This window comes from Micromonospora sp. NPDC048040 (genome assembly GCF_055587185.1).
The window spans coordinates 463,959-488,610 of sequence record NZ_JBVJGT010000001.1 but is presented as its reverse complement, the minus strand read 5'-3'; the positions used below and the strand labels follow the sequence as shown (position 1 = coordinate 488,610).

Genomic DNA, 24,652 nt, shown 5'->3' with positions numbered 1-24,652 from the left:
TGGAGAGGAAGAGGGGTGTGAGGGGGGTCAGTCGACCGGCTCGACGGTCTCGGCGGACTCGGAGTTGAAGAGGATCTTGACGGCGGTGTCCGTCAACGCGCCCTGGTAGAGACCGAGGTCGTCGATCTCACCGCGCCACCGGTCGGTCATGCCCGGCGCTCCCCCGGCCGGCGTCCACTGTGCGCCGCCCACGACCAGCGGGCCGGTGGAGTCGAACGCTCCGCTGAAGGTGCCCGTGCCGAAGGGGATGTTGGCCTCGAGGACGCCGTTCACGTAGAGGCGGATCTCCCGTCGGGAGGCGTCGTGGACGCCCACCAGGTGGGTCCACCGGGAGAGGTCGTCCTCCTCGTTCATCAACCCGGACATCATCTGTGCTTCCTTGCTGTTGCCGTTCAGGTCGCTGTCCGATCCGAAGACGCTGAAACACCAGCGGTTCTCCGTCACGCCGTTCACCACCTTCGCGCGCTGCCCGAGGTAGAAGGCGGACTGCTTCGCGCCCATCTGGGAGACGGCGGTCTGCGTGCCGCCGAGCGCCGACGGGCGCACCCAGACCGCGACCGAGAAGGACTGGTCGGTGCGGAGGACCCGGCCGTTCTGCCAGACGGGGTTCTGGGGCTCGCCGAGGTTGTCCTGGGAGAGGCCGTACTCGCGGGTGGCCAGGCCGTAGTAGGGGTCGGTCGTGTCCTCCGTGAAGTGCACCGCGTCGAGCAGCAGCCCGTCGTCACGGTGCCCGGCCCCGACGTTGCTGCCCTGGGTCAGGGCCAGGTGGCGGCCGAACTGGCCGGCTTCGGGAGCGCTGCACAGCGTCGGGTCGAGGAACTCCTCGTAGCAGGGCTGGGCGCCGGAGAAGGTCCAGTCGCCGACCTTGACCGCGCTGAGCATGCCGGGCTCGTCGAAGCCGCCCGACTCCGGGTCCTCCGCGGACTGGCCGACGAAGTCGTGGTCGACGAGGATCCGGTCGTAGACCTGGACGTCGGCCAGGTTGCCCTTGAAATAGTTGCTCACCGCGCCGGAGCTCCAGCCGCGCCCCACGGCGAACTTGCCGTTCGCGCTCCAGGGCGTCGCGGTCCGGGCGACCTCGGCGGTGAGGGCGCCGTTGACGTAGAGCCGCACCTTGCCGGCGGTCTTGTCGTACACGCCCGCGATGTGCGTCCAGCGGCCCACGTCCGCGGAGGTCAACGCGGTGCTGCTGAACGCGGCCCGGCTCGCGCTGGACTGGAGGTCGGTGTCCTTCATCAGGAACGACCAGCGCGGCGTCGCCGGCGAGCCTTCGAGACGCGTGCCGAGGTGGAACCCGGCGGCGCTCACGCCCTCCTGCGAGGCCACCACCATGTCCGCCGTCGTCGGCAGGGAGTTCAGCCGCACCCAGCCGGCAACGCTGAACGACCTGGTGGTGTCGACGACCTTGGTCGTGGTGGTCAACGCCGAGGAGGTGCCGTTGAAGGAGGCCGTCTCGCCCCGGATCAACCTGAGGTCACCGGTCCAGGAGACGCTGCCTCCGGTGAAGGAGTTGTCGCCGGCCAGCGTCGGCTGGCTGTCCGTCATCGGTCCCGGGTTGACGCCCGGATAGTTCTCCAGTCCCCAGCGGGCGATCGCGGGCGTCGGCCGGGCGGCGGTGAACTCGTGCGAGCCGTAGCCGACGTTGCCGGCGCCGTCGACGGCGGAGACGGAGATGGTGTTCTGGCCGTACTTCGGCACCATGAGCGACACGTTGGCCTGCTTGCCCGTGACGGTGGCACCCGTCGACGGGTCGGTCCAGGTGCCGGTCGTGGCGGCGATCTCCGTGGTGGGCGGGTTGACCCAGCCGTACCGGAACTTCGTCACGGTGGTGTCGGTGGAGCGGACCGCGAAGGTGGCCACGGTGCCCGGCACCGGGTTCGCCGAGGTGAGCGTCGCGGTCACCGGGGGCACCTTCGTGTCGGCCATGAACTTGCACCAGTCGGACCAGACGCTGGTGCGGCTGTAGGGGGCGGGGTCGGTGGCCCTGGCGCGGAACGCGTACGTGACGGCCTCGGAGACGGTCACCGCCGCCGTGGTGGAACGGCCACCGGCGGGCACGGACGCTCCGGCCGGCGGGGTCCGGCGCGGCGTCGACGCGTCGATGACCCCGTTCGCGGGCACCTGCACCCACTCGTACGCCGTGGTCAGCGCCTGGGTGCTGTCGGCGTCTGGGAAGATCGCCGAGAAGGTCGGCTTCAGGGTGCCGATGACCAGCGTGGTGTTGGTGGGGCAGGCCACGCCGGCTGCCTGGAGGCTGCTGGGCTTGCCCGGGATGTTGTCGTAGTCGACGATCAGCTTGGCGTTGTTGGGGAAGAACTTCTTCCACCGGTCGGTGGTGGACTCGCCCGAGCCGTCGGTGGCGCTGCACGCGCAGAACGCCAGGGTGATGTTCGTGGCGTTGCTGGTCGCGTGGGTCTGGATGACGCTGGTGACCGCCGAGCCGGTGAAGTTGACCGTCATGTCCGGCTGCGGCGAGTCCGAGCAGCCCGAGCCCTCGTTGGCGTGCGAGCTGGCCGACGACTTGAGGCTGTTCAGCTTGGGGGACCAGCCGGTGCGCGGCGTCGAGGCGATGCCGCCCGAGTGGTACATGTACGTGGGCGTGTTTCCGCAGGACCAGGAGTGGTCCAGCTTCATCTGCACGTACGCCGACTCGATGTGCTTGCCCTTCATGGCGGTGAGGGGGAAGTCGAAGAAGGAGCGGTACAGCCTGCCGCTCTCGGGGTCCTTGCCCACCCGGGCGACGGTCGTGTCGGTGTTGTTGCTGTTGTTGCTCGTCGCGTACGCCCACCGGGACTTGCCGGTCGACCACGCCGGGTCGATGTAGACGGGGAACGTCGCGTTCGCCGGGGCGAGCAGCTTCGCGTCCGGCCGCAGCACCAGGTCACCGCCGGCCACCTCGACACCCACCGGCGCGGTCTTCGCCGCGTCACCCGGCGCCGCCGCCGACGACCGCGACGGCAGCCCGCCACCGGTCGGGGCGTCGGCCGCCGGCGCGCGGTCCGCTCCGGCCGACCGGGCAGTGGCGGCCGACGGGGTGTCGTTCGAGTCCCACATGACGGCGGGTTCGGCCGAGGCAAGCAACTCGCCACCCGCGAGTGCGGACAGCCGCCCGTCGGCGCCCCGCACCACCCGGGCGTCCCCACCAAGGTCGAACCGCAACTCCCGCAACCGCGGATTCGCCGCCGCCTGCGCCGACCTCACCACGAACACATGCGTGAAACCCGTCCGCGTCGCCCGCAACACCAGATCCACGCCCGGCATGACGTCCGCATACGTCGCCGCATCCCCGGACACCACCGGCTTCGGCAACCCACCCGGCCACGACAGACTCAACGACTTCCCCCGCCGGGTCAGCGTCACCGCCGCACCCGCACCACCATCGGAGAACCGCACATCCGCCACCGACGCCACCGGACGCCACCCATCCGACCCACGCCGCAACGACAGATCCACATCCGCCCACGACCCGTCCGACCGCTTCACCCGCTGCGGCACCACCGCCGACTCCGACGTGAACCCACCCGACGGATTCGCGAACACCTGCGTCAACTCCGTCCGAGCCGACGCCACCTCGACCCGCCGACCCGACCGCACCGCCGCCACCGCCGCCGACCCCGCATCCGGCGCCACCGAGGGATCAGTCCGCGGCGCCGCCGGAGCGGCCTGGCCCGCCGACGGCACCCCCAGGACCGAGGCGACGAGCGTCCCGGCCACGAGCGCGGCGACAGCCGCGCGAGTGCGGTTCGTGGGCTTTGGTGGTTGTTTGCGTGATGAATTCGGGACGCGTGTCACCGTGTGCCTCCAAGGCGTGATCGAAAAACAGCGGAACTTGGTGAGGTGGAAGGGAACCGGTGGTGCTCAGCCCACGGCGTCGGTGGCCGTCGTGGGCCCCTCGGAGAAGATCTGCTCCACGGCGACGCTGGTCAGCGCACCCTGGTACAGGCCGACGTCGTCGATGTCGCCGTGCCAGCGGTCGACCAGCAGGGTGCTGCCACCGGGTGGGGTGTACCGGGCGGCGCCCACGTAGAAGGGGCCGGTGACGTCGAAGGCGCCGGTGAACGACCCGGTGCCGTACGCGACGGTCGACTCCAGCTTTCCGTTGACGGAGAGCCGAACCTCCCGGCGCGACTGGTCGTGGACCCCGACCAGGTGTGTCCAGGTCGACAGGTCGTCCTCGTCGTTCATCACCCGGGACGTCATCATCGCGTCGGCCACCCGGCCGTTGAGCCCGTCGACGTCGACGCCGAAGACGCTGAACGACCACCGGTGCTCGACCGTCCCGTTGACCGTCCTCTGCCGCTGCCCGGGGCAGGACCGGCACCTCTCGACCTGCGCGCAGGCAGCGGCCAGCGGCCAGTAGTCATCGCAATCCCCCGTGGAAGATGAGAACCAGTCGGCCGAACTGTAGGGGCGCCCCCGACCCTTGTCTATATCGATCACGGTCCGTGACTTCGGACCGGATTTCGCCGCTCACCGGGCACCGGGAAACCACCCACGGTGAACGCTTTCCCGGCAGCGCGACGCGGCCGTCCACTCAGGACAGTGGACGGCCGCCGTCGTGCCGGTGGTGTCGAAGCGGGATCAGGCCCGGGCCGGGCCCGTCGCCGACAGCAGCGCCGCCTCCCGCTGCGGGGCCAGACCGACCGGGGCGCGCTGTGGCCGGCCCGCCCGCGGCGGGACCGTGCCCACCTTCCGCAGCCACGCCCAGGTGTCCGCGACCGTCTCCGTCACCGGGCGGCAGGTCAGCCCGGCCGCGTACGCCTTCTCGACGCCGCGCTCCTGCAACCAGCGGTACTCGTGCCCGGCCGGGATCCAGGCCGGCAGGTCGTTCCACGGCACCACCCCGGCGGCCAGGATCGGCTCCGGGTCGGTCCACCGCAGCCGGGCGTCGGCGCCGGTGACGGCGACGCAGGCGTCGAGCAGTTCGCCCATGGTCGCGTGCCCGGTGCGGCTCACCACGTTGAACGTCCCGCCCAGCCCCTCCGCGCCCCGGTCCAACATCCAGGCCGCCAGGTCCCGCACGTCGACGTACTGCAACGGCAGGTCGACCGGGCCCGGCGCCAGCACCTCCCCGCCCCGGGCGATCCGCTCCAGCCACCAGGGCAGCCGGCCGATGTCCTCCCCCGGCCCGAGGATCAGCCCGGCCCGGGCCAGCAGCGCCCGGTCGCCGAACACCTCCCGCACGGCCCGCTCGCCGCCGGCCTTGTTGTGCGGGTAGTCGCCGTCGTCGGCGTCCGACTCGGCGTCCACCACCGGGGCCTCCTCGCCCACCCCGTCGACGACCGGCTGCGCGTAGACCGAGCCGCTGGAGACGTAGACGTAGCTGCCGACGCGGTCGACCAGCGCGCGGGCGGCGTCCCGCGCCGCCCGGGGCGCGCCGTCCCAGGTGTCGACCACCAGGTCCCACTCGCCGTCCGCCAGCGCCGCCAGGCCGCCGGGCGCGGTCCGGTCACCCCGCAACCGGTGTACGCCCTCCGGCGCCGCGCCGTGCAGGCCCCGGTTGAACACCGTCACCGACCAGCCCCGACGCACCCCCTCGGCGACCGTGGCGCCGCCCACGAAACCCGTCCCACCCAACACCAGCAGTCTCATGGGCTCCACTGTGCCGGCTCGGACCGGCCGTCCGGCCCCCTGTTCACGGTGAGCGGATCTGCCCAGGGCAGAAGATCCGCCGGGCGACGGGACAGGGACCACGTGGCGGAGCGCACAGCCCCGGGCGTACGCCTGGAAAGCACGAAGGCCCGCCACCGACGACGGTGACGGGCCTCGTGGATCATCTGGTGGGCGATACTGGGTTTGAACCAGTGACCTCTTCCGTGTCAAGGAAGCGCGCTCCCACTGCGCCAATCGCCCGTGGTGGCCACCCGGGCCCGGCAGACCGGGCCGGCAGGGGCGGGATGCGAGCGGACGACGGGATTCGAACCCGCGACCCTCACCTTGGCAAGGTGATGCGCTACCAGCTGCGCTACGTCCGCGTGCCGCCGGTTTTCCCCGGCGACGGGATGAACTCTACCCGACGGCAAGATCGCCCGGCACGCCGCCCCGCCGGCCGCCGCGGACGATTCCCGCGCAGCCGATGGTTGCGCTGGTCAGCCACCGGGTACTGACCCCCTTCGACAGCACACCACATCCCCTGACCAAGGAGGCTGTCGTGGGTATCGGCACCAGCATCTTCCTGATCGCGCTCGGCGCGATCCTCACCTTCGCGCTCGACGCGAGCCTCGGCGGCATCGACCTCGACATCGTCGGCTGGATCCTGATGGCGGCCGGCGTGCTCGGCCTGATCATGACCACGCTCATCTGGGGACGCCGCCGCCAGGTGGTCAGCACGACCGAGCCGGTGGAGTACCGGCGGGTCGAGGAGCGCCGGGACGTCGCCCCGCCGCTCTGACCGACCGACCCGCGCGGCCGACGGAGTCGGACGGCCGTCGGACGCGCCGCGACGCACGTGCCGGGCACCCGCGAGGGTGGCCGGCACGTCGACGTCACCGGCACCACCCGCCGTACGCCGACCGCGCGGCGGCCCCACGCCCGACAGCGCGCAGGCCGCTGCCGGCCGGCGGCGCCCCGCCCGCCTGCGGCGGCCCACCCCGGGGCGCCTCCCCGAGGGGCGGGAGCGCCGGCGTGCCGGGCGTCACCCCTCCCCCGCCTCTCCTCGTGACCCCCGCCACCCGGGTACTACCGTCTGCTGTCGTGCGGACGGAGCAGGACGGGTCGCGAACGCCCGGGCGACAACCGTCGCGAGTCCGCTTCGAGCGCGCCGAGGCCGTCGTCGCGATGACCCGCCTCGCCGCCGGCCCCGATCCCGTCCGGGCCATCCTCGACACACTCGCCCGTCGATCCACCGCGGCTGCCCTGATCGGCGTGGACGGCACCCTGCTGACGGTCCACCCGGGCCGGAGCCCGCTCGACCGGACCGTGCTGGGCGCCGCCGCCCGCGCCGTACCTGAGCTGCACCGACGCGGCACGCCGGCGGCCGTGCGGGGCGGCGCGGGCACGCCCACCGTCCACCTGGTCTCCCTCGGCGCCGGGGAGGCCGACGACGGCGCGGGGTGCGACCCCGACCGCGGGACCGAGCCCGCCCCCTGGCTCGCGGTGGTGGACCCGCTCCCCGGCGACCTGCTCGCCGACGCGGCGCGCGTCCTCGGTCTCTGCTGGCGGCTGGAACGCTCGGAGCGGGCCCGGCGGCGGGTCGCCGCCGGCGACGTGCGCAGCCGGGAGGCGGTGCTGCACCTGCTGATGGTCGGCGACGTGGCACCGGCCCGACGCATCGCCGCGGCACTGCGTCCCCACCTGCCCGACCTGGTCCGGGTGTGCGTCGTCGAGTGCGCGCCCCGGCGACGCGACGAGGCGGCCGGGCAGGTGACCCGCGCGCTGGGCGGGCGGGCCTGGGTGGTGCCCTGCCCGGTCCGCTCCCGGCATCTCATCGCGCTGGTGCCGGCCCCGGACCGCGCCGGGCCGCGAGAGGCCGGCGACGCGGACGCGCTGGGGAGACTCGTCACCGGACGGGTGCCCGGGACGCGGATCGGGGTGAGCGAGCCGGTCCCGCTGCGCCGCACCGCCGCCGGCTACGAGCAGGCGTTCCACGCTCTCGCGGTGGCTCGGAACGGACCGGACGGGCACTGCCGCTTCGACCGGGCGACGGAGCTGCGCGCCCTGCTCGGCACCGCGGGGCAGGACTGGGCGCGGACGCTGCTGGCGCCGTGCCTGTCGTACCGGCCGGCCCGACGGATCGATCCCGACGGGCAGGAACTGCTCGCCACCCTCAACTCCTGGCTCGCCTTCGACGGCGCGGCCCACCGGCACCTGCGGATCCACCGCAACACCCTGGCGGCCCGGCTGGCGCTGCTGCGCGACCGCCTCGGGCTCGACCTGTCGCGGATCTCCGACCAGTCGGTCGCGTGGTTGGCCCTGCACCTGCTCGGTTCCGCTGCGACCCCGGAAGGCGTGCCGGAGGCACCGAACGTCGTCGGTGGTGGCGCGGACGACGCCTTCGGGCAGGGGGCGGTGGCCGGCAGCCGGTGGGTCGGCCTCGACCGGCTGCTGGCGACCCCCGCCCTGCACCTCTGGGCGCGCGGCCAGCTCGCCCCCCTGGAGGCCGGCGGTACGCCCGTCGCCCTGGTCACCGTACGCGCGTGGCTGCGCGCCGAGGCACGACTGCCCGACACCGCCACCGCGCTCGGCGTCTCGGTGTCCGCCGTACGCAAACGCCTCGGCCGGGCCGAGCAGGCGCTGGGGCGTTCCCTGCTGCGCGGGCCGAGCGCCCGGCACGAGCTCTGGCTCGCCCTGCGGGCCCTCGACGCGACCGCCGACGCGGGCCTGGTCGGCGACCCGGCCGGGTGGCCGCCCGCCTGAGCGCCGGTGGCCTCCCGCCCGTGCGCCCCGGGCAGCGGCACCGGTCGCGGTCGCTGTGCAGCCCGACACCGCCGGCGCCGCCACTGTGCGGATCGGTCCTCGCGCCCGGCCGGCGGTGCTCCCTACCGTGTGATGGGAGACGGCGGCGAGGACGCCACCATTCGAGCCCGACCGGCGATCCGGTGAGCTGACGACCGACGTCCGGACGCGCCGCAACGGGGGACGCGTCCGGCCTGCTCCGGGGGGTGCGGCCGCCCCGTCCGCGACGACACCGCGGGCGGGCGGCCGTGGTCGTCCGTGGCTCCGGGGGCACCGGGGCGATCCGGGCGCGGCCCGCGAACGGCGGCGGTCCGAACGGCAGCGCCCTGCGCGGCGGAGGCTCGGCACAGCGGCGTCCGGGAACGGCGAAGGCCCGCCACCTGATGGTGACGGGCCTTCGTTCTGGTGGGCGATACTGGGTTTGAACCAGTGACCTCTTCCGTGTCAAGGAAGCGCGCTCCCACTGCGCCAATCGCCCTCGTCTGTTGCCGAGGTGGGGACGGGATTTGAACCCGCGTACACGGCTTTGCAGGCCGTTGCCTCGCCTCTCGGCCACCCCACCGAGGTTGCCCCCGTCATGCGTGGCGGCATCTCCGAGCGGACGACGGGATTCGAACCCGCGACCCTCACCTTGGCAAGGTGATGCGCTACCAGCTGCGCTACGTCCGCGTGTCTCCGGCGTTAACCGGTGACGGGTGAGAACTTTAGCCGAGCCGACGAGCGGTTGCCAAATCGGGGTGGTTCTCGGCGCGTCCGATGATGGCGGGCCACCCTACCCCTGAGCTTCCTAGGAGGCTGGCCAGCCATTTCCCCGGTCTGGACGGAGGAACGGGTCGGTCGTGGCGCGGTCGAAGTGTCCGGCTTCCGACTCTTTGGAGGGCGGACGGACCGTGATCGGTGACGCCTCGTGTTCAAGCTGATGCGCTACGGTAACGGCGTGACGAGACGTGCGGCCGAGATCCGCCTGGATGCCCTGCTGCGCACGGCCTGTGACGTGATCGTGGAGCGGGGTCTGGCCAACACCCGCACGGCCGACGTGGCGCAGGCGGCCGGGGTGAGCCAGGCGCTGGTCTTCTACCACTTCGCCACGAAGGACCGGCTGCTCGCGCAGGCGTTCGCGTACGCGGTGGAGCAGGACCTGGCCCGGCTGGACGCGGTGATGCGGTCCAGCGCCCCGCCGCTGACCAAGCTGCGCCGGATCGTGAAGCTCTACACGCCGGCCGGCCGGGCGACGTCGTGGGCCATGTGGATCGACGGCTGGGCGGAGTCGCTGCGCACCCCGGAGCTGGAGAAGGTCTCCCGTCGGCTCGACCTGCGCTGGCGGGAGGACCTCGCGGCGGTGATCTCGGAAGGCGTTCGCGACGGCACCTTCGAGTGCGCCGACCCGGCCGGCGCCGCGTGGCGGATCAGCGCCGTGATGGACGGCCTGGCGGTGCAGCTCGCAGTGCACGACCGGGTGATCTCCCGCCGCCAGCTCGCCGAGTGGGTCCGCCTGGTCACCGCCCGCGAACTCGGGCTGGACCCGGACCAGCTCGACTGAGGCCCGTCCCCGGAGGGCGGTGGAGCGGACGGGCTCGGCCGATGCGGTCATCCCCGGCCGAAGGCGGCAAAACGGCTCGGGCCACCAGGACACCCGGAACAATCGTCGGCATGGACCCGCTGGAGACGTACCGCCGCAGCCTGGCCGAGTTCATCGACCGGGTGGAGCTGGTCGGCCCCGGGCAGTGGTCGGACCCGACCCCCTGCCCGGACTGGGACGTCCGGGCGCTGGTCAACCACGTCGTCGGCGAGGACCGGTGGAGCGTGCCGCTGCTCGCCGGCCGGACGATCGAGGAGGTCGGCGACCGCTACGACGGCGATGTGCTCGGCCCGGATCCGGTCGAGGCGGCCCGGGACGCGGCGGCGCAGGCGGAGCTGGCCTTCACCCACCCCGGGGCGCTGGAGCGCACCGTCGCGCTCTCCGCCGGCGAGACCCCGGCGGACGAGTACCTGCACCAGCTCGTCGCGGAACACCTGATCCACGGCTGGGACCTGGCCGTGGCGATCGGCGCGGACCCCCGGCTGGACGCCGACGCGGTCGCCGAGTGCGCCCGCTGGTTCGGCCGGCGGATCGGCGACTACCAGCGGGACAGGCTGATCCGGGCGGAGGCCGACGTGCCGGCGGAGGCCGACCAGCAGGACCGCCTCGTCGCCGCTTTCGGCCGCGACCCCGACTGGGCGCCGTAGCCCCCGCGTCGCACCCACCGTCACCCGGGCGGCACCAGCGCGGCGACCACCCACCGTCTCGTGACGACGGGCCGGGGTGCGTCGCCGACGAGCCCGTGGCGCTCCAGGTGATCGACCACCGCCGGTCTCCGCGACCCGTGGAGCCGCGATCCGTGGAGCCGTCATCGCGGCCGGGGCCGCCTTGAGTAGGCGTGGCTCTTGTCCCCGCCGACCAGGGCTGATATCCACAGATGCGCATGCTTGACCGCACGCGCGGCCGGCGGAGGGCCGGCCACCCCCGCTCCCACGAGGAGGTCCCGTGGCACAACCGGAGTGGACACCCTGGATGAGCCGGCGTCGACGCCGGCTCGTTCCCGTCCTGGCGGCAACCGCGGTGGTGGCCGCGCTGCTCCCCGCCGGCCCCACCGCCGCCGTCCCCACCGGCGGTGCCGCCACCGAACGGCGCTCCGGCCCGTTCGCCGAGGGGCACGAGCACGCCGACGTCGACAACCGCCCCGGCACCGCCGCCCCCGACGCCCGGCAGCGGGGCCTGGCCCGCAGGGCCGACCCGGACGTCCGCTGGAACCGGCTCGGCACCCCGCACGCGCTCGGCCCCGCCCGCGCCCCGCTCGCCACCGGCCTCCCCGGCGACCCGGAGGCGGCCGCCCGCGCGTACCTGACCGGCAACCAGGACCTCTTCGGCCTGGACGCCGCCGCGGTCGCGGCGATGGACCGGCTGTTGGTCCGGCCGATCGGCGACGGCGCGGTGGTCACCCTCCGGCAGCGCTTCGGCACCCTGCCGGCCGGGCACGACGGCCTGGTCACCGTCGCGGTCGCCGCCGGCACGGTCCTCGCGGTCAGCTCCTCGCTCTCCCGGGACACCGCCGCGCCGGCGCCCGCCACCCTCACCGACGAGCAGGCGTACGGCGCGGCGCTCGCCGACGCCGGCCTGGCCGCCGACGCGGTCCGCAGCCACAGCGTGCGGGCCGTCGCCGTGCCGACCCCGCTCGACGGGCCCCGGGCCGCGTACGAGGTGACCCTGATCGGCGCCGACGACGACCACCCGGAGGCGTTCACCACCTACGTCGACGGGATCACCGGGCAGGTGCTGGTCCGCGAGGACCTCGTCGACTTCGACTCCGACAACCCGAGCTGGGCCGTCTTCCCGGCCACCCCGCCGCGCGACCTCGGCCCCGGGCAGGACCCCCGGGTGCGCTGGTGCGGCGACCCCGCACCGGAGTGCCGGGAGGCGTTCCGCGACCCGGCCACCGGGCAGCCGTGGGACGTCGACGCGGCCACCGGCACGCCGACCGGCGCCGCGCGCGGCAACTCCGCCAACACCGTACGTTCCTGGGGCGGCGGCACGCCGGCCGTGCCGGTCACGCCCAGCCCGGAGCGGCGCTACGAGTACCCGTTCACCGACCAGTGGCACCAGGCCCGCTGCAACCCCGCGGTGTTCACCTCGGCCCAGCGCAACGACGGCGACGCGGCGATCGCCAACCTCTTCGCCATGCACAACCGGATGCACGACTGGGCCTGGCACCTCGGCTTCACCGAGGCCACCTGGAACCTCCAGGCGGTGAACCTGACCCCGCAGGGCCGGGGCGGCGACGCCGAGCAGGGCCGCGCGCAGCAGGGCGCGCTCAGCGGCAACCGGAACAACGCCAACCAGGGCACGCCGCGCGACGGGCTGCCGCCGACCACCAACATGTACCTGTGGCAGCCGCAGGCCGGCGGGCCGTACCCGCCCTGCGTCGACGGCGACTACGACATGACGGTGATCGGGCACGAGTACACCCACGCCATCACCAACCGGATGATCGCCGGCCCGGACAGCGGCATCGGCGGGCACCAGGGCGGTTCGATGGGCGAGTCGTGGAGCGACCTGCTGGCCGCCGAGTACCTCTTCGAGCACGGGCTGCGCGCCCCCGGCGAGACGCCCTACGTCACCGGCGGGTACGTCACCGGCAACATGGTCAGCGGCATCCGCAACCACGACTTCAGCCGCAGCCCGCTGAACTACTCCGACGTCGGCTACAACACCGGCGGGCCGGCGGTGCACGCCGACGGCGAGATCTGGAGCGCCACCAACTTCCGGGTCCGTGCCGCGCTGATGAAGCGGTACGGCGTCGGCACCCCGCAGCGCCAGCTCGACTGCGCGCAAGGCCGGGTGGCGGTGGACCAGTGCCCGGGCAACCGGCGCTGGGCGCAGCTCGTCTTCGACTCGTTCCTGCTCCAGGCCGCCAGCCAGGTCAGCATGCTCGACATGCGGGACAACATGCTCACCGCCGACCTGCTCCGTTTCGGCGGCGCCAACCAGGACCTGCTCTGGGCCGAGTTCGCCCGCTCCGGGATGGGCCGGGACGCCGCCAGCAACGGCGCCTCCGACACCGACCCGACGCCGAGCTTCGCCGCCCCCGACGCCGACAACGCCGTGCTCACCCTCCGCCCGAAGGGCGACAGCGCCGACGCGCCGATCCGGGTGTACGTCGGGGCGTACGAGGCGCGGGCGGTCCCGGTGGCCGACACCGACCCGGCGACGGCGCTGCCGGACCGGATCGAGCTGGTGCCCGGCACGTACCAACTGCTCGCCGTCGCGCCGGGCTTCGGCCACCAGCGGCTCACCGTGGTCGCCAAGGCCGGCAAGGAGGGGTACGTCGACCTGCGGATGAGCCGCAACCTGGCGTCCACCGCCTCCGGCGCGACGATCACCGGCGACGGGGTCAACCTGGACCGGATCGCCGACGACACCGAGGCGACCAACTGGGCCTCCCTCGACGGGGTGGCCGGCAAGCAGGTCACCGTGGCGCTGCCCGGCGACGCGCCGCAGGTCGTGAAGCGGGTCAGCGTCAGCGCGATGCTGCGCCCGTCGATCACCGGCGACGCCGACCCGGGCAGCCAGAACTCGCTCAGCGCGCTGCGGTCGTTCGCGGTGTCGGCCTGCAACGCGAAGACCACCGACTGCGCGGATCCGGCGAACTGGCAGCGGATCCACACCAGTGCGGCGGACGCGTTCCCGGGCGGGGCGTACCGGGCGTACGTGCGGGACATCAACCTGCGCGAGTTCCCGGTGCCGACCACGCTGGCCACGCACCTGCGGCTGGAGGTCCTGACCAGCCAGTGCACCGGCGGGCCGGACTACGCGGGCGAGCAGGACGACGACCCGGCGACCACCACCGACTGCGCGACCGCCAGCCCGGCGCGTACGCAGGTGCGGATCGCGGAGTTCCAGGCGTTCTCGAAGTGACCGTCCGTCGGGGCCGGTCGGCGCGCCGGCCGGCCCCGACGGAAGCCCCGCGGCCCGACGGGCGGGGCGGCGGGAGACAATCGGCGGCGTGTCCGACCTTTCCACCGCCTTCGTCCGGCTGCACGCCCGCCTCGCCCCGGTCGCCTTCGTCCCCGAGGTGCGGCTGCACCAGGCGGACGACGCCATCGGGCTGTGGGAGCTGACCGAGGGCGAGTTCCGCAGCGCGCAGCCGCCGCCGTTCTGGGCCTTCGCCTGGGCCGGCGGGCAGGCGCTGGCCCGGTACGTCAGCGACCATCCCGAGCTGGTCGCCGGCCGCCGGGTGCTCGACCTCGCCGCCGGCTCCGGCCTGGTCGCCATCGCCGCCGCGCGGGCCGGCGCCGCCGCCGTCCGCGCCGTGGAGATCGACGAGCTGGCCGTCGCGGCCGTGGCGGTCAACGCCGACGCCAACGGGGTACGCGTCGACGCGGAGCTCGGCGACATCCTCGACGGCGACGCCGGCGGGGCCGAGGTGGTGTTCGCCGGGGACGTGTTCTACAGCGAGGCGATGGCCAACCGGGTGCTGCGCTTCCTGCTCCGGGCCGCCCGCGCCGGGGCGGACGTGCTGGTCGGCGATCCCGGCCGGGCGTTCCTGCCCCGCGACCGCTTCGACGAGCTGGCCGCCTACGACGTGCCGGTGCCCGAGACGCTGGAGAGCGTACGGGTGAAGCGCACCACGGTGTGGCAGTTGCGGGCCGGGCTGCCGGGAGCCGCCCGATAGCGTGTCGACGTGCTGTTCCGGAGCTGGGCGCAGACCACCGACGCGCACTGGCCGGACGTGGCCCGGGTGGCCGACCACGTGGGTGTCGAACACCTGGTGGTGACCCGGCACGCGCTGGTGCGGGAGGTGCTGACCGACCCGGTCACGTACCGGCCGGACAACGCCCTGGACGCGGTGACCCCGATCCCGGTGGCCGCCCTGCGGGTGCTGGCCGGGCACCGGTTCCGGCTGCCGCCGACCCTGGCGAACAACGGCGGCGCCAGCCACCCGCAGATCCGGGCTATCGTCGCCGAGGCCCTGCACCCGACCCGGGTCGCCGCGCAGCGGCCCTGGCTGACCGGACTGGTCCGGGAGCGCCTCACCGCGATCGGCGCCGTCCTGGACGCGGGCACGCCGGTCGACCTCTACGCCGAACTCGCCGCCGACCTGCCGCTGCTGGTGCTGGCCCGGCTGGTCGAGCTGCCCGACGCGCCGGTCGGGGCCGTGAAGGAGTTCGCCCGCGCGGCGCTGGAGCTGTTCTGGGCGCCGCTGGACGCCGACCGCCAGGCGGCGCTCGCGGCCGAGGTGGGCCGGTTCCACCGGGTGCTGCGGGAGTTCGCCGAGACCGGGGGCGGGCTCGCGGGGTCGCTGCGGGCCGCCGGGCACCCGCCCGACGTGGTGGTCGGTGCGCTGTTCTTCCTGCTCGTCGCCGGTCAGGAGACCACGTCGCAGTTCCTCACCCTGCTGCTGCACCGGCTTGCCGGCGAGCCGGCCGTGCTGGCCGGCCTGCGGGCCGGCACCGTCGCGGTCGCCGACGTGGTCGAGGAGGGGCTCCGGCTGGAGCCGCCGATCGTCACCTGGCGACGGGTGGCCGCCGTGGACGCCACGCTGGGCGGGACGGCGGTGCCGGCGGGCACCAGCATCGTGCTGTGGTTGGCCCGCGCCGGCCGGGACCCGGCCACCGTGGAGGCGCCCGACGAGTTCCGGCCCGGGCAGCGCGGATCCCGCCGGCACCTGGCCTTCGGGGCAGGCGCGCACCGCTGCGTCGGTGACCAGCTCGCCCGGATGGAGGCGGCGGTGGTGGTCGGTGAGACGGCGCCGCTGCTGGACGGGGTCGCCGTCGTCCGCGCGCCGTGGTGCCCCGACAACCTCACGTTCCGGATGCCCGACGCCTTCGTCGTCCGACGCCGCTGAGCCGCCGGCGTGGCGGCCTGGCCGCGGATGGTCGGGTGCCGCGCCCGGTGGCGCCGCCCCGGGCGCGTGCGGGCCCGGGGCGGGTCAGCCGCTGGGCTCGACCAGCCCCGCCTCGTACGCGAGGATCGCCGCCTGCACCCGGTTGCGCACCTCCAGCCGGGTGAAGATGCTGGTCAGGTAGCTCTTCACGGTCCCCTCGACCAGGTACAGCCGGCGGGCGATCTCGGCGTTCGACAGTCCCGCCCCGACCAGCGCGAGCACCTCCCGCTCCCGCTCGGTCAGCCCGGCGAGCCGGTCCCGCGCCACCGGCCGGCGGGCCACCCGGTCCCCGCCCAGCTCGATCACCCGACGGGCCACCCGCGGCGACAGGTACGCGCCGCCGTCGGCGACGGCGTGCACCCCGGCGATCAGCTCGCGCGGGTCGCCGGCCTTGAGCAGGAACCCGCTCGCCCCGTGCCCGAGCGCCCGGGCCACGTGGTCGTCCTCGCCGAAGGTGGTCAGCATGACCGTCGCCGTCTCCGGCACGAGGCGGCGGATCTCGGCGGCCGCGCTGAGCCCGTCCAGCCTCGGCATCCGGATGTCCAGCAGCGCCACCCGGGGCCGGTGTGCCCGGACGAGGTCCACGGCGGCCCGGCCGTCGGCGGCCTCGCCGATCACCTCGATCCCGGGGTCGGTGGCCAGGATGGCCCGGACACCGGCCCGGATCATCGCCTCGTCGTCGGCGAGCACGACCCGCACCGGGCCGCCCGTGTCGGCGTTCATCCGTCGATCCGCTCCTTGCTGACCAGCCGGCCGTCGGTGAAGCAGAGCCGCCAGGTCGGCTCGGCCAGGGGGAAGTTCCCGTCGGTGTAGTACTCACAGCCGGGCCGCGCCGGCCCGGCGGGCGGGTCGAGCTGGCGCCGGGGCAGCCCGGTCAGCGCGGCGCGCTCCGCGCCGAGGGGCATCCGGGCGAAGGCCTCCGCGCGAAGCACCGTACCGGCGGTGGCCACCGGGTAGTAAACCAGCGACAGGACCAGGGCGAGGCCCACCGGGGCGCCGAGCGCCGTCAGCAGGCTACGCCGGACCCGCCGGCGGGCGACGCGCAGCCGCCGCTCGGCCTCGGCCGGCCGAGGGCCGCCGGCGAAGCCTGGGCCGCTGGCGGGACCTGGAGCGTCGCCGGGACCTGGGGCGTCGCCGGGCGAAAGGACGGCGTCGGCGCCGGGAATGCCGCCCAGCGGCAGCCGGGCGCGGACGGCGAAGCCGCCACCGCCCAGGGGACCGGCCGTCAGGGCACCGCCGGCGAGGCGGACCCGCTCGGCGAGGGCGAGCAGGCCGGAACCGCTGGACGGCGGGCCGGGCAGCGGCCCGGCCGGCGGCGGCGCGTTGACGACCGACACCTCGACCCGGTCGCCGTCGCCGACCAGGGCGACGGTGACCACCGCGCCGGGCGCGTACCGGGCGGCGTTGGTGAGCGCCTCCCGGACCACCCGGTGCAGGGTGCGCGCGATGGCCGCCGGCAGGTCCGGCAGCCCGCCCGGCGGGTCCACGTCGACCGCCATGCCGGCCTCCCGGGCCCCGTCGACCAGGTCCGCGACGGTCTCGTCGGCCGGCCGGGTGGTGGCCGTTGCGCCCTCGTCCCGGAGCACCCCGATGATCCCGTGCAGCCGCTCGGTGGCGGCCGCGACGCTGGCCCGCAGTTCGCCGGCGGCGGCCCGGTGCGCCGGGGCGAGGTCGTCGGTGACCTCCAGGGTGGCCGCGCGCAGGGCGATCAGGCTCAGGTCGTGCCCGAGCGAGTCGTGCATCTCCTGCGCGATGCGGGCCCGTTCCCGCAGCCGGATCCGCTCCGCGGCGCCCCGCTGCTCACGGTCCCGGGCCTCGGCGTGCCACCGGCCGGCGTCGGCCAGGGCGGCCTGCTGACGCCGGTACCGCCCGACGAGCCACGGAAACACCCCGGCGAAGAGCAGCACCGAGGCGAGCAGGAACCAGGTGGCCGCGCCGGTGCCGAGCAGCCCCAGGTTGAGCGCGGTGCCGCCGGCCGCGATCGCGGCGAAGGCGAGAGCAGCCGGCACGGCGGTGGCGCTGCGGCGGCCGGCCAGGTAACTGAACACCGGGATCGCGAAGAGGAAGTTGCCGTCCAGCAACGAACCGAGCACCGCCGCCACCAGGGCGGCCACCGGCCACCGCCGGCTCACCGCCACCGCCGCGGTGAGCAGCAGCAACGCGCCGACCGTCAAGGCGACGGCCCGCCCGGAGTGCGGCGGCGTGACGCCCGCGTACCCGATCGGGGCGGCGGTCACCAGCCACAGGAGCAGGTCAGCGGTCCACCGCCGGACGCCCGCCCGGGCCACCCGTCCGCCGCCCGCGAGCCCGGCCCACCAGCTCTCCACGGCGGCCAGGCTACCCACGCCCGACCTGGGCGGGCACCGACGAAAGTCAGGTTCTCAGCTGATCTCCTCGGCCCAGGCACGCCAGTCGTCGAGCACCCCGTAGAGGGCCGGGGTGAGCCAGCCGGGCGCGGACCGCCGGAACACCCCCGGGTCCATCGCGCCGGCCCCCGCCGGCAGGGCGCCCAGCAGATGCGGCACCAGCTCGGTGAGGTTGGCCCAGTGCACCAGCTCCGGGTCTGCCGGCCACGCGCCGATCACCACGCCGGCCGGCACCGCCCGGCGTTCCAGTGCCTCCAGGGTGAGCGCCGTGTGGTTCAGGGTGCCCAGCCCGGCCCGGGCCACCACCACGGCCGGGGAACCCAGCGAGACCGCCAGGTCGGCCACCGTCCAGGGCTCGCCCGACGGCCGCAGCCCCATCGGTACGAGCAGCCCACCGGCGCCCTCCACCAGCACCAGGTCGTGCTTCTCGGCCTCCTCGCGGACCGCGTCGACGGCGGTGTAGAGCTCCAGCGGCTCCAGCTCGGCGACCCGGGCCGCGGCCAGCGGGGCGAGCGGGTCCGGGAAGCTGGCCAGGGTCCGGCCGGTCAGCGGGGCGGCCAGCCGGGTGACGGAGTCGACGTCGCCGGGCTCGCCGGTGGCCGTACCCGTCTGGCCGGGCTTGACCACCGCGACGCGCAGGCCGGCGGCCTGCGCCGCGGCCGCGATCGCGGCGGTCACCACGGTCTTGCCGACCTCGGTGTCGGTGCCGGTCACCAGCACCGGCCCCCGCCACGGCACCGTCACCGTGTCACCTCGGTCCGCGACCGCGGGGCTCGCAACACCGGCTCACTCCTCGCGCTCACGGTGCACACTCCACGATGACCTCCAGGGCCCGCTCGAAGTCCCGCCGGGGCACCCCCGCGCTGATGGTGAGCCGCAGCCGGGACCGGCTGTCCGGGGTGGACGGGGGACGGAAGCAGCCGACAGCCACCCCCCGGTCACGGCAGTCGGCCGCCCACGCGCTCGCCGCCTCGGGCCCCGGTGCGGTGACCGAGACGACCGCGCCGTCGGGGTCGGAGACGGCCAGGCCGGCGGCGGCCAGCCGGCGTACCACGAGGGCGGCCCGCTCGGCCAGCTCCGCGCGCAGGTCGTCGCCGGCGCGGGCCAGCCCGACGGCGGCGTGGACGCCGGCGGCGACCGCCGGGGGCAGCGCGGTGTCGAAGATGAACGTCCGCCCGGTCTCGACCACGTGCCGGACGAGCGCGGCCGGCCCGGCGACCACGCCGCCCGCGCCGCCGAGCGCCTTGGACAGGGTCGCGGTGACCACCACGTCGGGCTGGCCGGCGAGACCGGCGGCGGCGACGCCCCCGGCGCCCGCCGGGCCGGTCACCCCGAGGGCGTGCGCGTCGTCGACGAGCAGTATCGCGCCGTGCTCCCGGGCGACGGCGTGCAGCCGGGCCAACGGGGCGAGGTCGCCGTCGACGGAGAAGACCGACTCGGTGACGACCACCGCCGGCCGGCCCGGCGCGGCGGCGAGCGCGGCGGCCACCGCCGCCACGTCGGCGTGCGGCGTCACCACGGTCTCCGCGCCGGAGATCCGGCAACCGTCGATCAGCGACGCGTGGTTGTGGGCATCGGAGACCAGGAGCGTACGCGACCGCACGAGCGCCCGGACCGCCCCGAGGTTGGCCAGGTAGCCGGACGAGAAGACCAGCGCCCGGTCGGTGCCGAGCCAGTCGGCGAGGGCGTCCTCGAGCGCGTGATGGGCGTCGGTGGAGCCACGCACCAGCCGCGACCCGGTGGCCCCCAGCCCGTACGCGGACAGCGCCCGCGCCGCCGCGGCGGCGACCTCGGGGTGGGTGGCCAGGCCGAGGTAGTCGTTGCCGGCCAGGTCGACCACGGCGTCGCCGGCGGCCCGGGGCAGCAGCGTGCGGGTCAGCCCCGCCTTCGCGCGCAGCTCGGCGCGGCGGTCGAGCGCCGCCAGCCAGTCCGCCACCGTCACCCCCACGCCGCCCGGGCCGCTCGTCGTCGGCCGCTTCCGCCGGGCGAAATTACCACCCGCCGGACCTGGCCCGGCGCGTCCACCCCGGCGCCGCCGGCCCGGCACGCTGGCCGTTTCTCCCGGCCGGGCGGCCTTGTAGGGTACGAGCCATGCCAGAGATCCTCGACCAGGCCCGAACCCAGGTGCTGGAGAACGGCGTCGGTCTCGACGAGGCCGGCGTCCTCGCCGTGCTGAACCTGCCCGACGAGCACCTGCCCGCCGCGCTCCAGCTCGCCCACGAGGTGCGGATGCGCTGGTGCGGCCCCGAGGTGGAGGTCGAGGGGATCGTCTCGCTGAAGACCGGCGGCTGCCCGGAGGACTGCCACTTCTGCTCGCAGTCCGGCCTGTTCACCTCGCCGGTGCGCTCGGTCTGGCTGGACATCCCGTCGCTGGTCGAGGCGGCCAGGCAGACGGCCGCGACCGGGGCGACGGAGTTCTGCATCGTGGCCGCCGTGCGCGGCCCGGACGCCCGGCTGATGAAGCAGATGCGCGAGGGCGTCGCCGCGATCAAGGCCGAGGTCGACATCCAGGTGGCCGCGTCCCTGGGCATGCTCAGCCAGGAGCAGGTCGACGAGCTGGTCGACATGGGCGTGCACCGCTACAACCACAACCTGGAGACGTGCCGCTCCTACTTCCCGAACGTGGTCACCACGCACTCCTGGGAGGAGCGCTGGGAGACGCTGCGGATGGTCCGCGAGTCCGGCATGGAGGTCTGCTGCGGCGGCATCCTCGGCCTCGGCGAGACGGTGGAGCAGCGGGCCGAGTTCGCCGCGCAGCTCGCCGAGCTGGACCCGCACGAGGTCCCACTGAACTTCCTCAACCCCCGGCCCGGCACCCCGCTCGGCGACCGGCCGGTGGTGGAGGGCAAGGACGCGCTGCGCGCCATCGCCGCCTTCCGGCTCGCGATGCCGCGCACCATCCTGCGGTACGCGGGCGGCCGCGAGATCACCCTCGGTGACCTGGGCACGCGCGACGGCCTGCTGGGCGGCATCAACGCGGTGATCGTCGGCAACTACCTGACCACCCTGGGCCGGCCGGCGACCGCGGATCTCGAGCTGCTCGACGACCTGAAGATGCCGGTCAAGGCGCTCTCCGCGACGCTGTGAGCGCCCGGTGACGACGAGCGACGCGGTGAGCGCCCCGGTGACGACGGGCGAGGCGGTGAGCGCCCCGGTGACCACGGGCGACGCCGTGCCGGCGGCGGGCGGCGGGGTGGCCGGCGACCCGTGGTGCGACCGGTGCGGCGAGCCGGCCGGCGCCGGTGCCCACACGGCCTGCCGGGCGGCGCGCGAGCTGGAGCCGCCGCGGTACTGCGCGCGCTGCCGCCGCCGGATGAAGGTGCAGGTGCTGCCGGTCGGCTGGGCGGCGTTCTGCGTCGAGCACGGCGAGATCCGGGGCTGAGGGGGATGCTGCGGGGCAAGGCGGTCACGCTGCGTCCGGCCACCGCGGCCGACGTGCCGGCGCTCGCCGCGATCCGCGCCACCCCGCAGGTCCGGCGCTGGTGGCGCGGCGGCGACGACCTCGCCGCGGCCGTGCGGGCCGACCTGGCCGACGACGACCTGTCGGTGTACGCGATCGAGCACGACGGCCGGGTGGTCGGCGCCATCCAGTGGTACGCCGAGGACGACCCGGACTACCGGCACGCCAGCCTGGACGTCTTCCTCGACCCGTCGGTGCACGGCCGGGGGCTCGGGCCGGACGCGATCCGCACCCTGGTCCGGCACCTGGTCGAGGCGCACGGGCACCACCGGTTCACCATCGACCCGGCGGCGGCGAACACCCCGGCCGTGCGCAGCTACGCCCGGGTCGGCTTCCGTCCCGTGGGCGTGCTGCGCCGCTACGAGCGCGGCGAGGACGGCCGCTGGCACGACGGGCTGCTGATGGACCTGCTCGCCGACGAGCTCACCGACTGACCGCCCGGCGCCGACGCCACCGCCACCACAGCACCGCCCCGGCGACCCCGCCGCCGACCACCAGCAGCACCGGCACGGCCGGCAGCAGAACGAGCGGCCGGGCCGGGAACGGACGCGGGTCGGGGGCGGTGGCGCCGAACCGGCCTGCCTCCATCAGGTGGCGCGCCACGTCCATCGCCCGCACGCCGTCGGGCGGGTCCAGCAGCACCTGGACGCGCCCGTCGGGGCGCAGCGACACCAGCTGGACGTGGCCGGTCTCCCAGTAGCCAGTGTCGTCCCAGTCGTCGGTCTCCCCCATGGTCACGCCGGGCTCCGGAACGTACCTGAGCGCGACCAGGGCGCGGCCGTTGCGCCAGCCCAGCGCGCGCAGGGCCTGCCCCTCGGCCGGGGGCAGGGCGGGGCCGCTGCCGTCCCGGCCGGTCGCCGCGTCGACGTAGCCGGTCCGCCACGTGCGGGCGGCCCGCTGGTCGGCGTCGCACCCGCTCCGGCAGCCGTCGAGACGGAAGACGGCCACCGCCGAGCCGTCGGGGGTGAACGCGCCGACCCCGGCGAGCCGCTCGTCCGGCCCCAGCTCGCGGGACCAGGCGACCGCGCCGGAGCGGTCCAGCATGGTCAGCTCGCCGCCGGCGTCGACGGCGATCCGGGTGCCGTCCGGGGAGAACGCGGCCAGCGACCCGGTACGCAGATCCCACCGGTCGCCGAGTTCGCCCCCCAGCCGGCGGGCGGCGCCGGTGGCCAGGTCCAGCAGGAGCAGCCGGCTGGGGTACACCCCGTCGCCGTCCGCGTCGGCGTCGGCGTGGTACAGCACGAGCAGGGCGTCGCCGCCCGGGGCCCAGGCGACCGGGGTGGTGCAGCAGGTGCTGTCCGCCCCGCCGGCGAAGTCCCGCCGCTCGCCGGTGGTGAGGTCGGTGACGTGGATCCACCCGTCGGCGGAACCGTCCGCGACGTACCGGCTGTCCGGAGAGAGCAGCACGTCGATCCCGGCGCTGCGCTCTGCGTCGCCGTAGAGCAGCATGCGGTACTTCCCGCCCATGCCGAGCACCGCCACCTTGCCCTCGTGGTCGATCGGGTCGATGCCACGCAGGCCGAGGTGGTCGCCGCCGCTGAACAGCAGCGACGCCCGGCCGGGCGGATCCTGCTCGACGGTCGCCTGCCACATGTACGGCAGCCCGATCCGGTGCGGCACGGCGGCGGGCACGGCGCCCGTCATCGACCGCTGCTCGACGGCGCCGAGCGTCACCGGCACGCCGAGGGCGCAGGCCAGCACCACCACCAGCGACACCAGGGCGGTACGCCGGCGCGCCCGCGACCGTAGCCGCCGTCCCGCCGTCCACGGGTCGTCGCCCAGCCGGACCGGTGGCATCCGCTCGCCCAGATCCCGCAGCACGTTCCGCAGCTCCTCGCCCATCACGCCTCCCCCGCCGTCGCGCCGACCAGCTCGGCCAGTTCGGGAGCGTGCGTACGCAGCCGCGCCAGCGCGTCCCGGGTCTGGCTCTTGACGGTGGAGACCGAGCAGCCGAGCGTCTGGGCCGTCTCCACCTCGGTGAGGTCCTCGTAGAAGCGCAGCACCAGCACGGCCCGCTGCCGGGGCGCCAGCCGGGCCAGCGCGGCCCGCACCACCAGGGCGCGGGCGACGTCGGCGCTGCCGTCCGGCAGGGCCCGCTCCGGCGGCTCGGCCCGCAGGTCCACGCCCCGCCACCGGCGCCGCCACAGCGACACGTGCTGGCTGTACATGGTGCGCCGCACGTACGGGTCGGGGTCGCCGGCCGCGCTGACACGCTCCCAGTGCCGGGCGACCCGCACCAGGGTGAGCTGGACGAGGTCCTCGGCCTGGTGGCGGTCGCCGGTCAGCAGCCACGCCGCGCGGGACAGCGCCGCGATGCGCCCCGACACGTACGCGCGGAACGACTCCTCAGGGTCCACACCCCACCTCCCGACCGGGACCACGCGCGGCGACGCCCCGACGGGTGGGTCCGGTGGGAGATTTTCTCAGCCGTCCCAGACAAGGTCCCCGCCGTCGAGCCGGCGGGCCCCGACGGCGGGCCGGTGCGGGGTGAGCCGTCCGTCGGGCATCAGGTGGACCGCCGGCACGCCGCGCCCCAGCGCGGCCACGTCGGCGATCAGCCGCCGGTGGCAGCGCCACCAGACGCTCTCGCTGCACATCACCGCCGTGGTCCGGGCCGCCGCGTCCGCGAGCACCGCGTCCAGCGCCGCCCGGAAGTCGGCGGTACGGGTGTACGCCGCGTACGCCCGGAAGGCGGCGACGGTCCACCAGCTGTCCGGCTCGGCGGTGCCGGCCGGGGTGTGCCGCCGCCCGCCGAGGCGCTGCTCCCAGCGGTAGTCGATCCCGGCCGCCGGCAGCCAGCGCGCCAGCTCCTCCCTGCGGACGTCGGGGTTGGTGCGGCTCGCGGGGAACCGCCGCACGTCCACGACGAGGGCGATCCCGGCGCCGGCGAGCAGCTCGCCCAGCCGCGTCCGGTCCGCCGCCCCGTGCCCCACCGTCACCAGCTCCACGTGGAGGGGATGCCCCGAATCCTGGACAGTTACCGTCCTCGGGAAACGGAAGCTGTCCAAGAT

20 protein-coding genes and 5 tRNA genes are annotated in these 24,652 nt (G+C 75.2%); 10 read left to right on the top strand and 15 right to left on the bottom strand.

The features are described 5' to 3' along the window. Positions 1-27 precede the first annotated feature (27 nt). The 5 genes from ACZ6O2_RS02210 to ACZ6O2_RS02190 all read right to left on the bottom strand — a co-directional run bounded on the left by ACZ6O2_RS02210 (position 28) and on the right by ACZ6O2_RS02190 (position 5,975). Positions 28-3,360, bottom strand: coding sequence for a LamG domain-containing protein (locus ACZ6O2_RS02210; RefSeq protein WP_466021698.1), 3,333 nt, complete (start codon positions 3,358-3,360; stop codon positions 28-30). A 498-nt stretch (positions 3,361-3,858) separates the two neighbouring features. Then, a complete protein-coding gene (locus ACZ6O2_RS02205; protein ID WP_466021697.1) occupies positions 3,859-4,440 on the bottom strand; it encodes a LamG-like jellyroll fold domain-containing protein in 582 nt (193 codons plus the stop codon). Positions 4,441-4,581: 141 nt separating this feature from the next. Continuing rightward, entirely contained in the window at positions 4,582-5,592 is a 1,011-nt protein-coding gene (locus ACZ6O2_RS02200) for an NAD-dependent epimerase/dehydratase family protein (RefSeq protein WP_466021696.1), read from the bottom strand. A 186-nt stretch (positions 5,593-5,778) separates the two neighbouring features. After that, positions 5,779-5,853: transfer RNA gene (locus tag ACZ6O2_RS02195), tRNA-Val, on the bottom strand. Positions 5,854-5,902: 49 nt separating this feature from the next. Beyond that, positions 5,903-5,975, bottom strand: a tRNA-Gly gene (locus ACZ6O2_RS02190). A gap of 176 nt (positions 5,976-6,151) precedes the next feature. On the opposite strand from ACZ6O2_RS02190, the gene ACZ6O2_RS02185 reads away from it, so the two are divergent. Both ACZ6O2_RS02185 and ACZ6O2_RS02180 read left to right on the top strand, forming a co-directional pair. Next, positions 6,152-6,391, top strand: a complete 240-nt coding sequence (locus tag ACZ6O2_RS02185; protein ID WP_350711694.1) for a DUF6458 family protein — start codon at positions 6,152-6,154, stop codon at positions 6,389-6,391. Between the two features lie 302 nt (positions 6,392-6,693). Then, a complete protein-coding gene (locus tag ACZ6O2_RS02180) occupies positions 6,694-8,355 on the top strand; it encodes a helix-turn-helix domain-containing protein (RefSeq protein ID WP_466021695.1) in 1,662 nt (553 codons plus the stop codon). A 442-nt stretch (positions 8,356-8,797) separates the two neighbouring features. Here the strand turns inward: ACZ6O2_RS02180 and ACZ6O2_RS02175 are convergent. From ACZ6O2_RS02175 to ACZ6O2_RS02165, 3 genes are all read right to left on the bottom strand, one after another. Beyond that, positions 8,798-8,872: transfer RNA gene (locus ACZ6O2_RS02175), tRNA-Val, on the bottom strand. 13 nt (positions 8,873-8,885) lie between these two features. Then, positions 8,886-8,956 (bottom strand) — tRNA-Cys (locus ACZ6O2_RS02170). 34 nt (positions 8,957-8,990) lie between these two features. Further along, a tRNA-Gly gene (locus ACZ6O2_RS02165) sits at positions 8,991-9,063 on the bottom strand. A gap of 268 nt (positions 9,064-9,331) precedes the next feature. Between ACZ6O2_RS02165 and ACZ6O2_RS02160 the strand changes: the two genes are divergently transcribed. From ACZ6O2_RS02160 to ACZ6O2_RS02140, 5 genes are all read left to right on the top strand, one after another. Beyond that, a complete protein-coding gene (locus tag ACZ6O2_RS02160) occupies positions 9,332-9,934 on the top strand; it encodes a TetR/AcrR family transcriptional regulator (protein ID WP_350711691.1) in 603 nt (200 codons plus the stop codon). Positions 9,935-10,044: 110 nt separating this feature from the next. Continuing rightward, positions 10,045-10,620 carry a TIGR03086 family metal-binding protein gene (locus tag ACZ6O2_RS02155; RefSeq protein ID WP_350711689.1) on the top strand — a complete coding sequence of 192 codons (576 nt, stop codon included), beginning with the start codon at positions 10,045-10,047 and terminating at the stop codon, positions 10,618-10,620. A 298-nt stretch (positions 10,621-10,918) separates the two neighbouring features. Then, a complete protein-coding gene (locus ACZ6O2_RS02150; protein WP_466021694.1) occupies positions 10,919-13,846 on the top strand; it encodes a M36 family metallopeptidase in 2,928 nt (975 codons plus the stop codon). Positions 13,847-13,934: 88 nt separating this feature from the next. Further along, the gene (locus tag ACZ6O2_RS02145) at positions 13,935-14,603 is read left to right on the top strand and encodes a class I SAM-dependent methyltransferase (RefSeq protein ID WP_350711686.1); all 669 of its coding nucleotides are present in this window, start codon (positions 13,935-13,937) and stop codon (positions 14,601-14,603) included. A 9-nt stretch (positions 14,604-14,612) separates the two neighbouring features. Further along, entirely contained in the window at positions 14,613-15,776 is a 1,164-nt protein-coding gene (locus tag ACZ6O2_RS02140; RefSeq protein WP_466021693.1) for a cytochrome P450, read from the top strand. Between the two features lie 84 nt (positions 15,777-15,860). On the opposite strand, the gene ACZ6O2_RS02135 is transcribed toward ACZ6O2_RS02140, so the two are convergent. From ACZ6O2_RS02135 to ACZ6O2_RS02120, 4 genes are all read right to left on the bottom strand, one after another. After that, positions 15,861-16,538: a response regulator transcription factor gene (locus ACZ6O2_RS02135; RefSeq protein WP_350711683.1), complete on the bottom strand. Its 678-nt coding sequence runs from the start codon at positions 16,536-16,538 to the stop codon at positions 15,861-15,863. Next, complete coding sequence (locus ACZ6O2_RS02130) at positions 16,535-18,142, bottom strand: sensor histidine kinase (protein ID WP_466021692.1); 1,608 nt, start codon at positions 18,140-18,142, stop codon at positions 16,535-16,537. The genes ACZ6O2_RS02135 and ACZ6O2_RS02130 overlap by 4 nt, the downstream gene beginning before the upstream one ends. A gap of 54 nt (positions 18,143-18,196) precedes the next feature. Then, on the bottom strand, positions 18,197-18,901 hold the full coding sequence (gene bioD, locus ACZ6O2_RS02125) for a dethiobiotin synthase (RefSeq protein WP_350711717.1): 705 nt from the start codon (positions 18,899-18,901) through the stop codon (positions 18,197-18,199). A 79-nt stretch (positions 18,902-18,980) separates the two neighbouring features. After that, positions 18,981-20,117 carry an 8-amino-7-oxononanoate synthase gene (locus ACZ6O2_RS02120; protein ID WP_350711679.1) on the bottom strand — a complete coding sequence of 379 codons (1,137 nt, stop codon included), beginning with the start codon at positions 20,115-20,117 and terminating at the stop codon, positions 18,981-18,983. Positions 20,118-20,272: 155 nt separating this feature from the next. Here ACZ6O2_RS02120 and bioB point away from each other — a divergent pair, with 155 nt between their 5' ends. Genes bioB through ACZ6O2_RS02105 form a run of 3 tightly spaced genes read left to right on the top strand, consistent with a single transcriptional unit; the run spans position 20,273 to position 22,075 of the window. After that, positions 20,273-21,268: a biotin synthase BioB gene (gene bioB / locus ACZ6O2_RS02115; RefSeq protein WP_350711677.1), complete on the top strand. Its 996-nt coding sequence runs from the start codon at positions 20,273-20,275 to the stop codon at positions 21,266-21,268. A gap of 55 nt (positions 21,269-21,323) precedes the next feature. Continuing rightward, complete coding sequence (gene bsaP, locus ACZ6O2_RS02110) at positions 21,324-21,563, top strand: biotin synthase auxiliary protein BsaP (RefSeq protein WP_466021713.1); 240 nt, start codon at positions 21,324-21,326, stop codon at positions 21,561-21,563. A 5-nt stretch (positions 21,564-21,568) separates the two neighbouring features. Further along, the gene (locus ACZ6O2_RS02105; protein WP_350711675.1) at positions 21,569-22,075 is read left to right on the top strand and encodes a GNAT family N-acetyltransferase; all 507 of its coding nucleotides are present in this window, start codon (positions 21,569-21,571) and stop codon (positions 22,073-22,075) included. Here ACZ6O2_RS02105 and ACZ6O2_RS02100 read toward each other — a convergent pair. The 3 genes from ACZ6O2_RS02100 to ACZ6O2_RS02090 all read right to left on the bottom strand — a co-directional run bounded on the left by ACZ6O2_RS02100 (position 22,065) and on the right by ACZ6O2_RS02090 (position 24,589). Further along, a complete protein-coding gene (locus ACZ6O2_RS02100; protein WP_350711674.1) occupies positions 22,065-23,483 on the bottom strand; it encodes a WD40 repeat domain-containing protein in 1,419 nt (472 codons plus the stop codon). The two genes, ACZ6O2_RS02105 and ACZ6O2_RS02100, sit on opposite strands and share 11 nt — an antisense overlap. Continuing rightward, a complete protein-coding gene (locus tag ACZ6O2_RS02095) occupies positions 23,483-23,998 on the bottom strand; it encodes a SigE family RNA polymerase sigma factor (RefSeq protein WP_350711672.1) in 516 nt (171 codons plus the stop codon). The genes ACZ6O2_RS02100 and ACZ6O2_RS02095 overlap by 1 nt, the downstream gene beginning before the upstream one ends. A 66-nt stretch (positions 23,999-24,064) precedes the next feature. Beyond that, positions 24,065-24,589, bottom strand: a complete 525-nt coding sequence (locus tag ACZ6O2_RS02090; protein WP_350711671.1) for a DUF488 domain-containing protein — start codon at positions 24,587-24,589, stop codon at positions 24,065-24,067. Positions 24,590-24,652: the final 63 nt, after the last annotated feature.

Bases quoted from the DNA above. Each gene is read 5' to 3' on its own strand.
- ACZ6O2_RS02200 (WP_466021696.1), bottom strand. From the start codon at position 5,592: ATGAGACTGCTGGTGTTGGGTGGGACGGGTTTCGTGGGCGGCGCCACG.
- ACZ6O2_RS02155 (WP_350711689.1), top strand. From the start codon at position 10,045: ATGGACCCGCTGGAGACGTACCGCCGCAGCCTGGCCGAGTTCATCGAC.
- bioB (WP_350711677.1), top strand. From the start codon at position 20,273: ATGCCAGAGATCCTCGACCAGGCCCGAACCCAGGTGCTGGAGAACGGC.
- ACZ6O2_RS02105 (WP_350711675.1), top strand. From the start codon at position 21,569: ATGCTGCGGGGCAAGGCGGTCACGCTGCGTCCGGCCACCGCGGCCGAC.
- ACZ6O2_RS02100 (WP_350711674.1), bottom strand. From the start codon at position 23,483: ATGGGCGAGGAGCTGCGGAACGTGCTGCGGGATCTGGGCGAGCGGATG.
- ACZ6O2_RS02135 (WP_350711683.1), bottom strand. From the start codon at position 16,538: ATGAACGCCGACACGGGCGGCCCGGTGCGGGTCGTGCTCGCCGACGAC.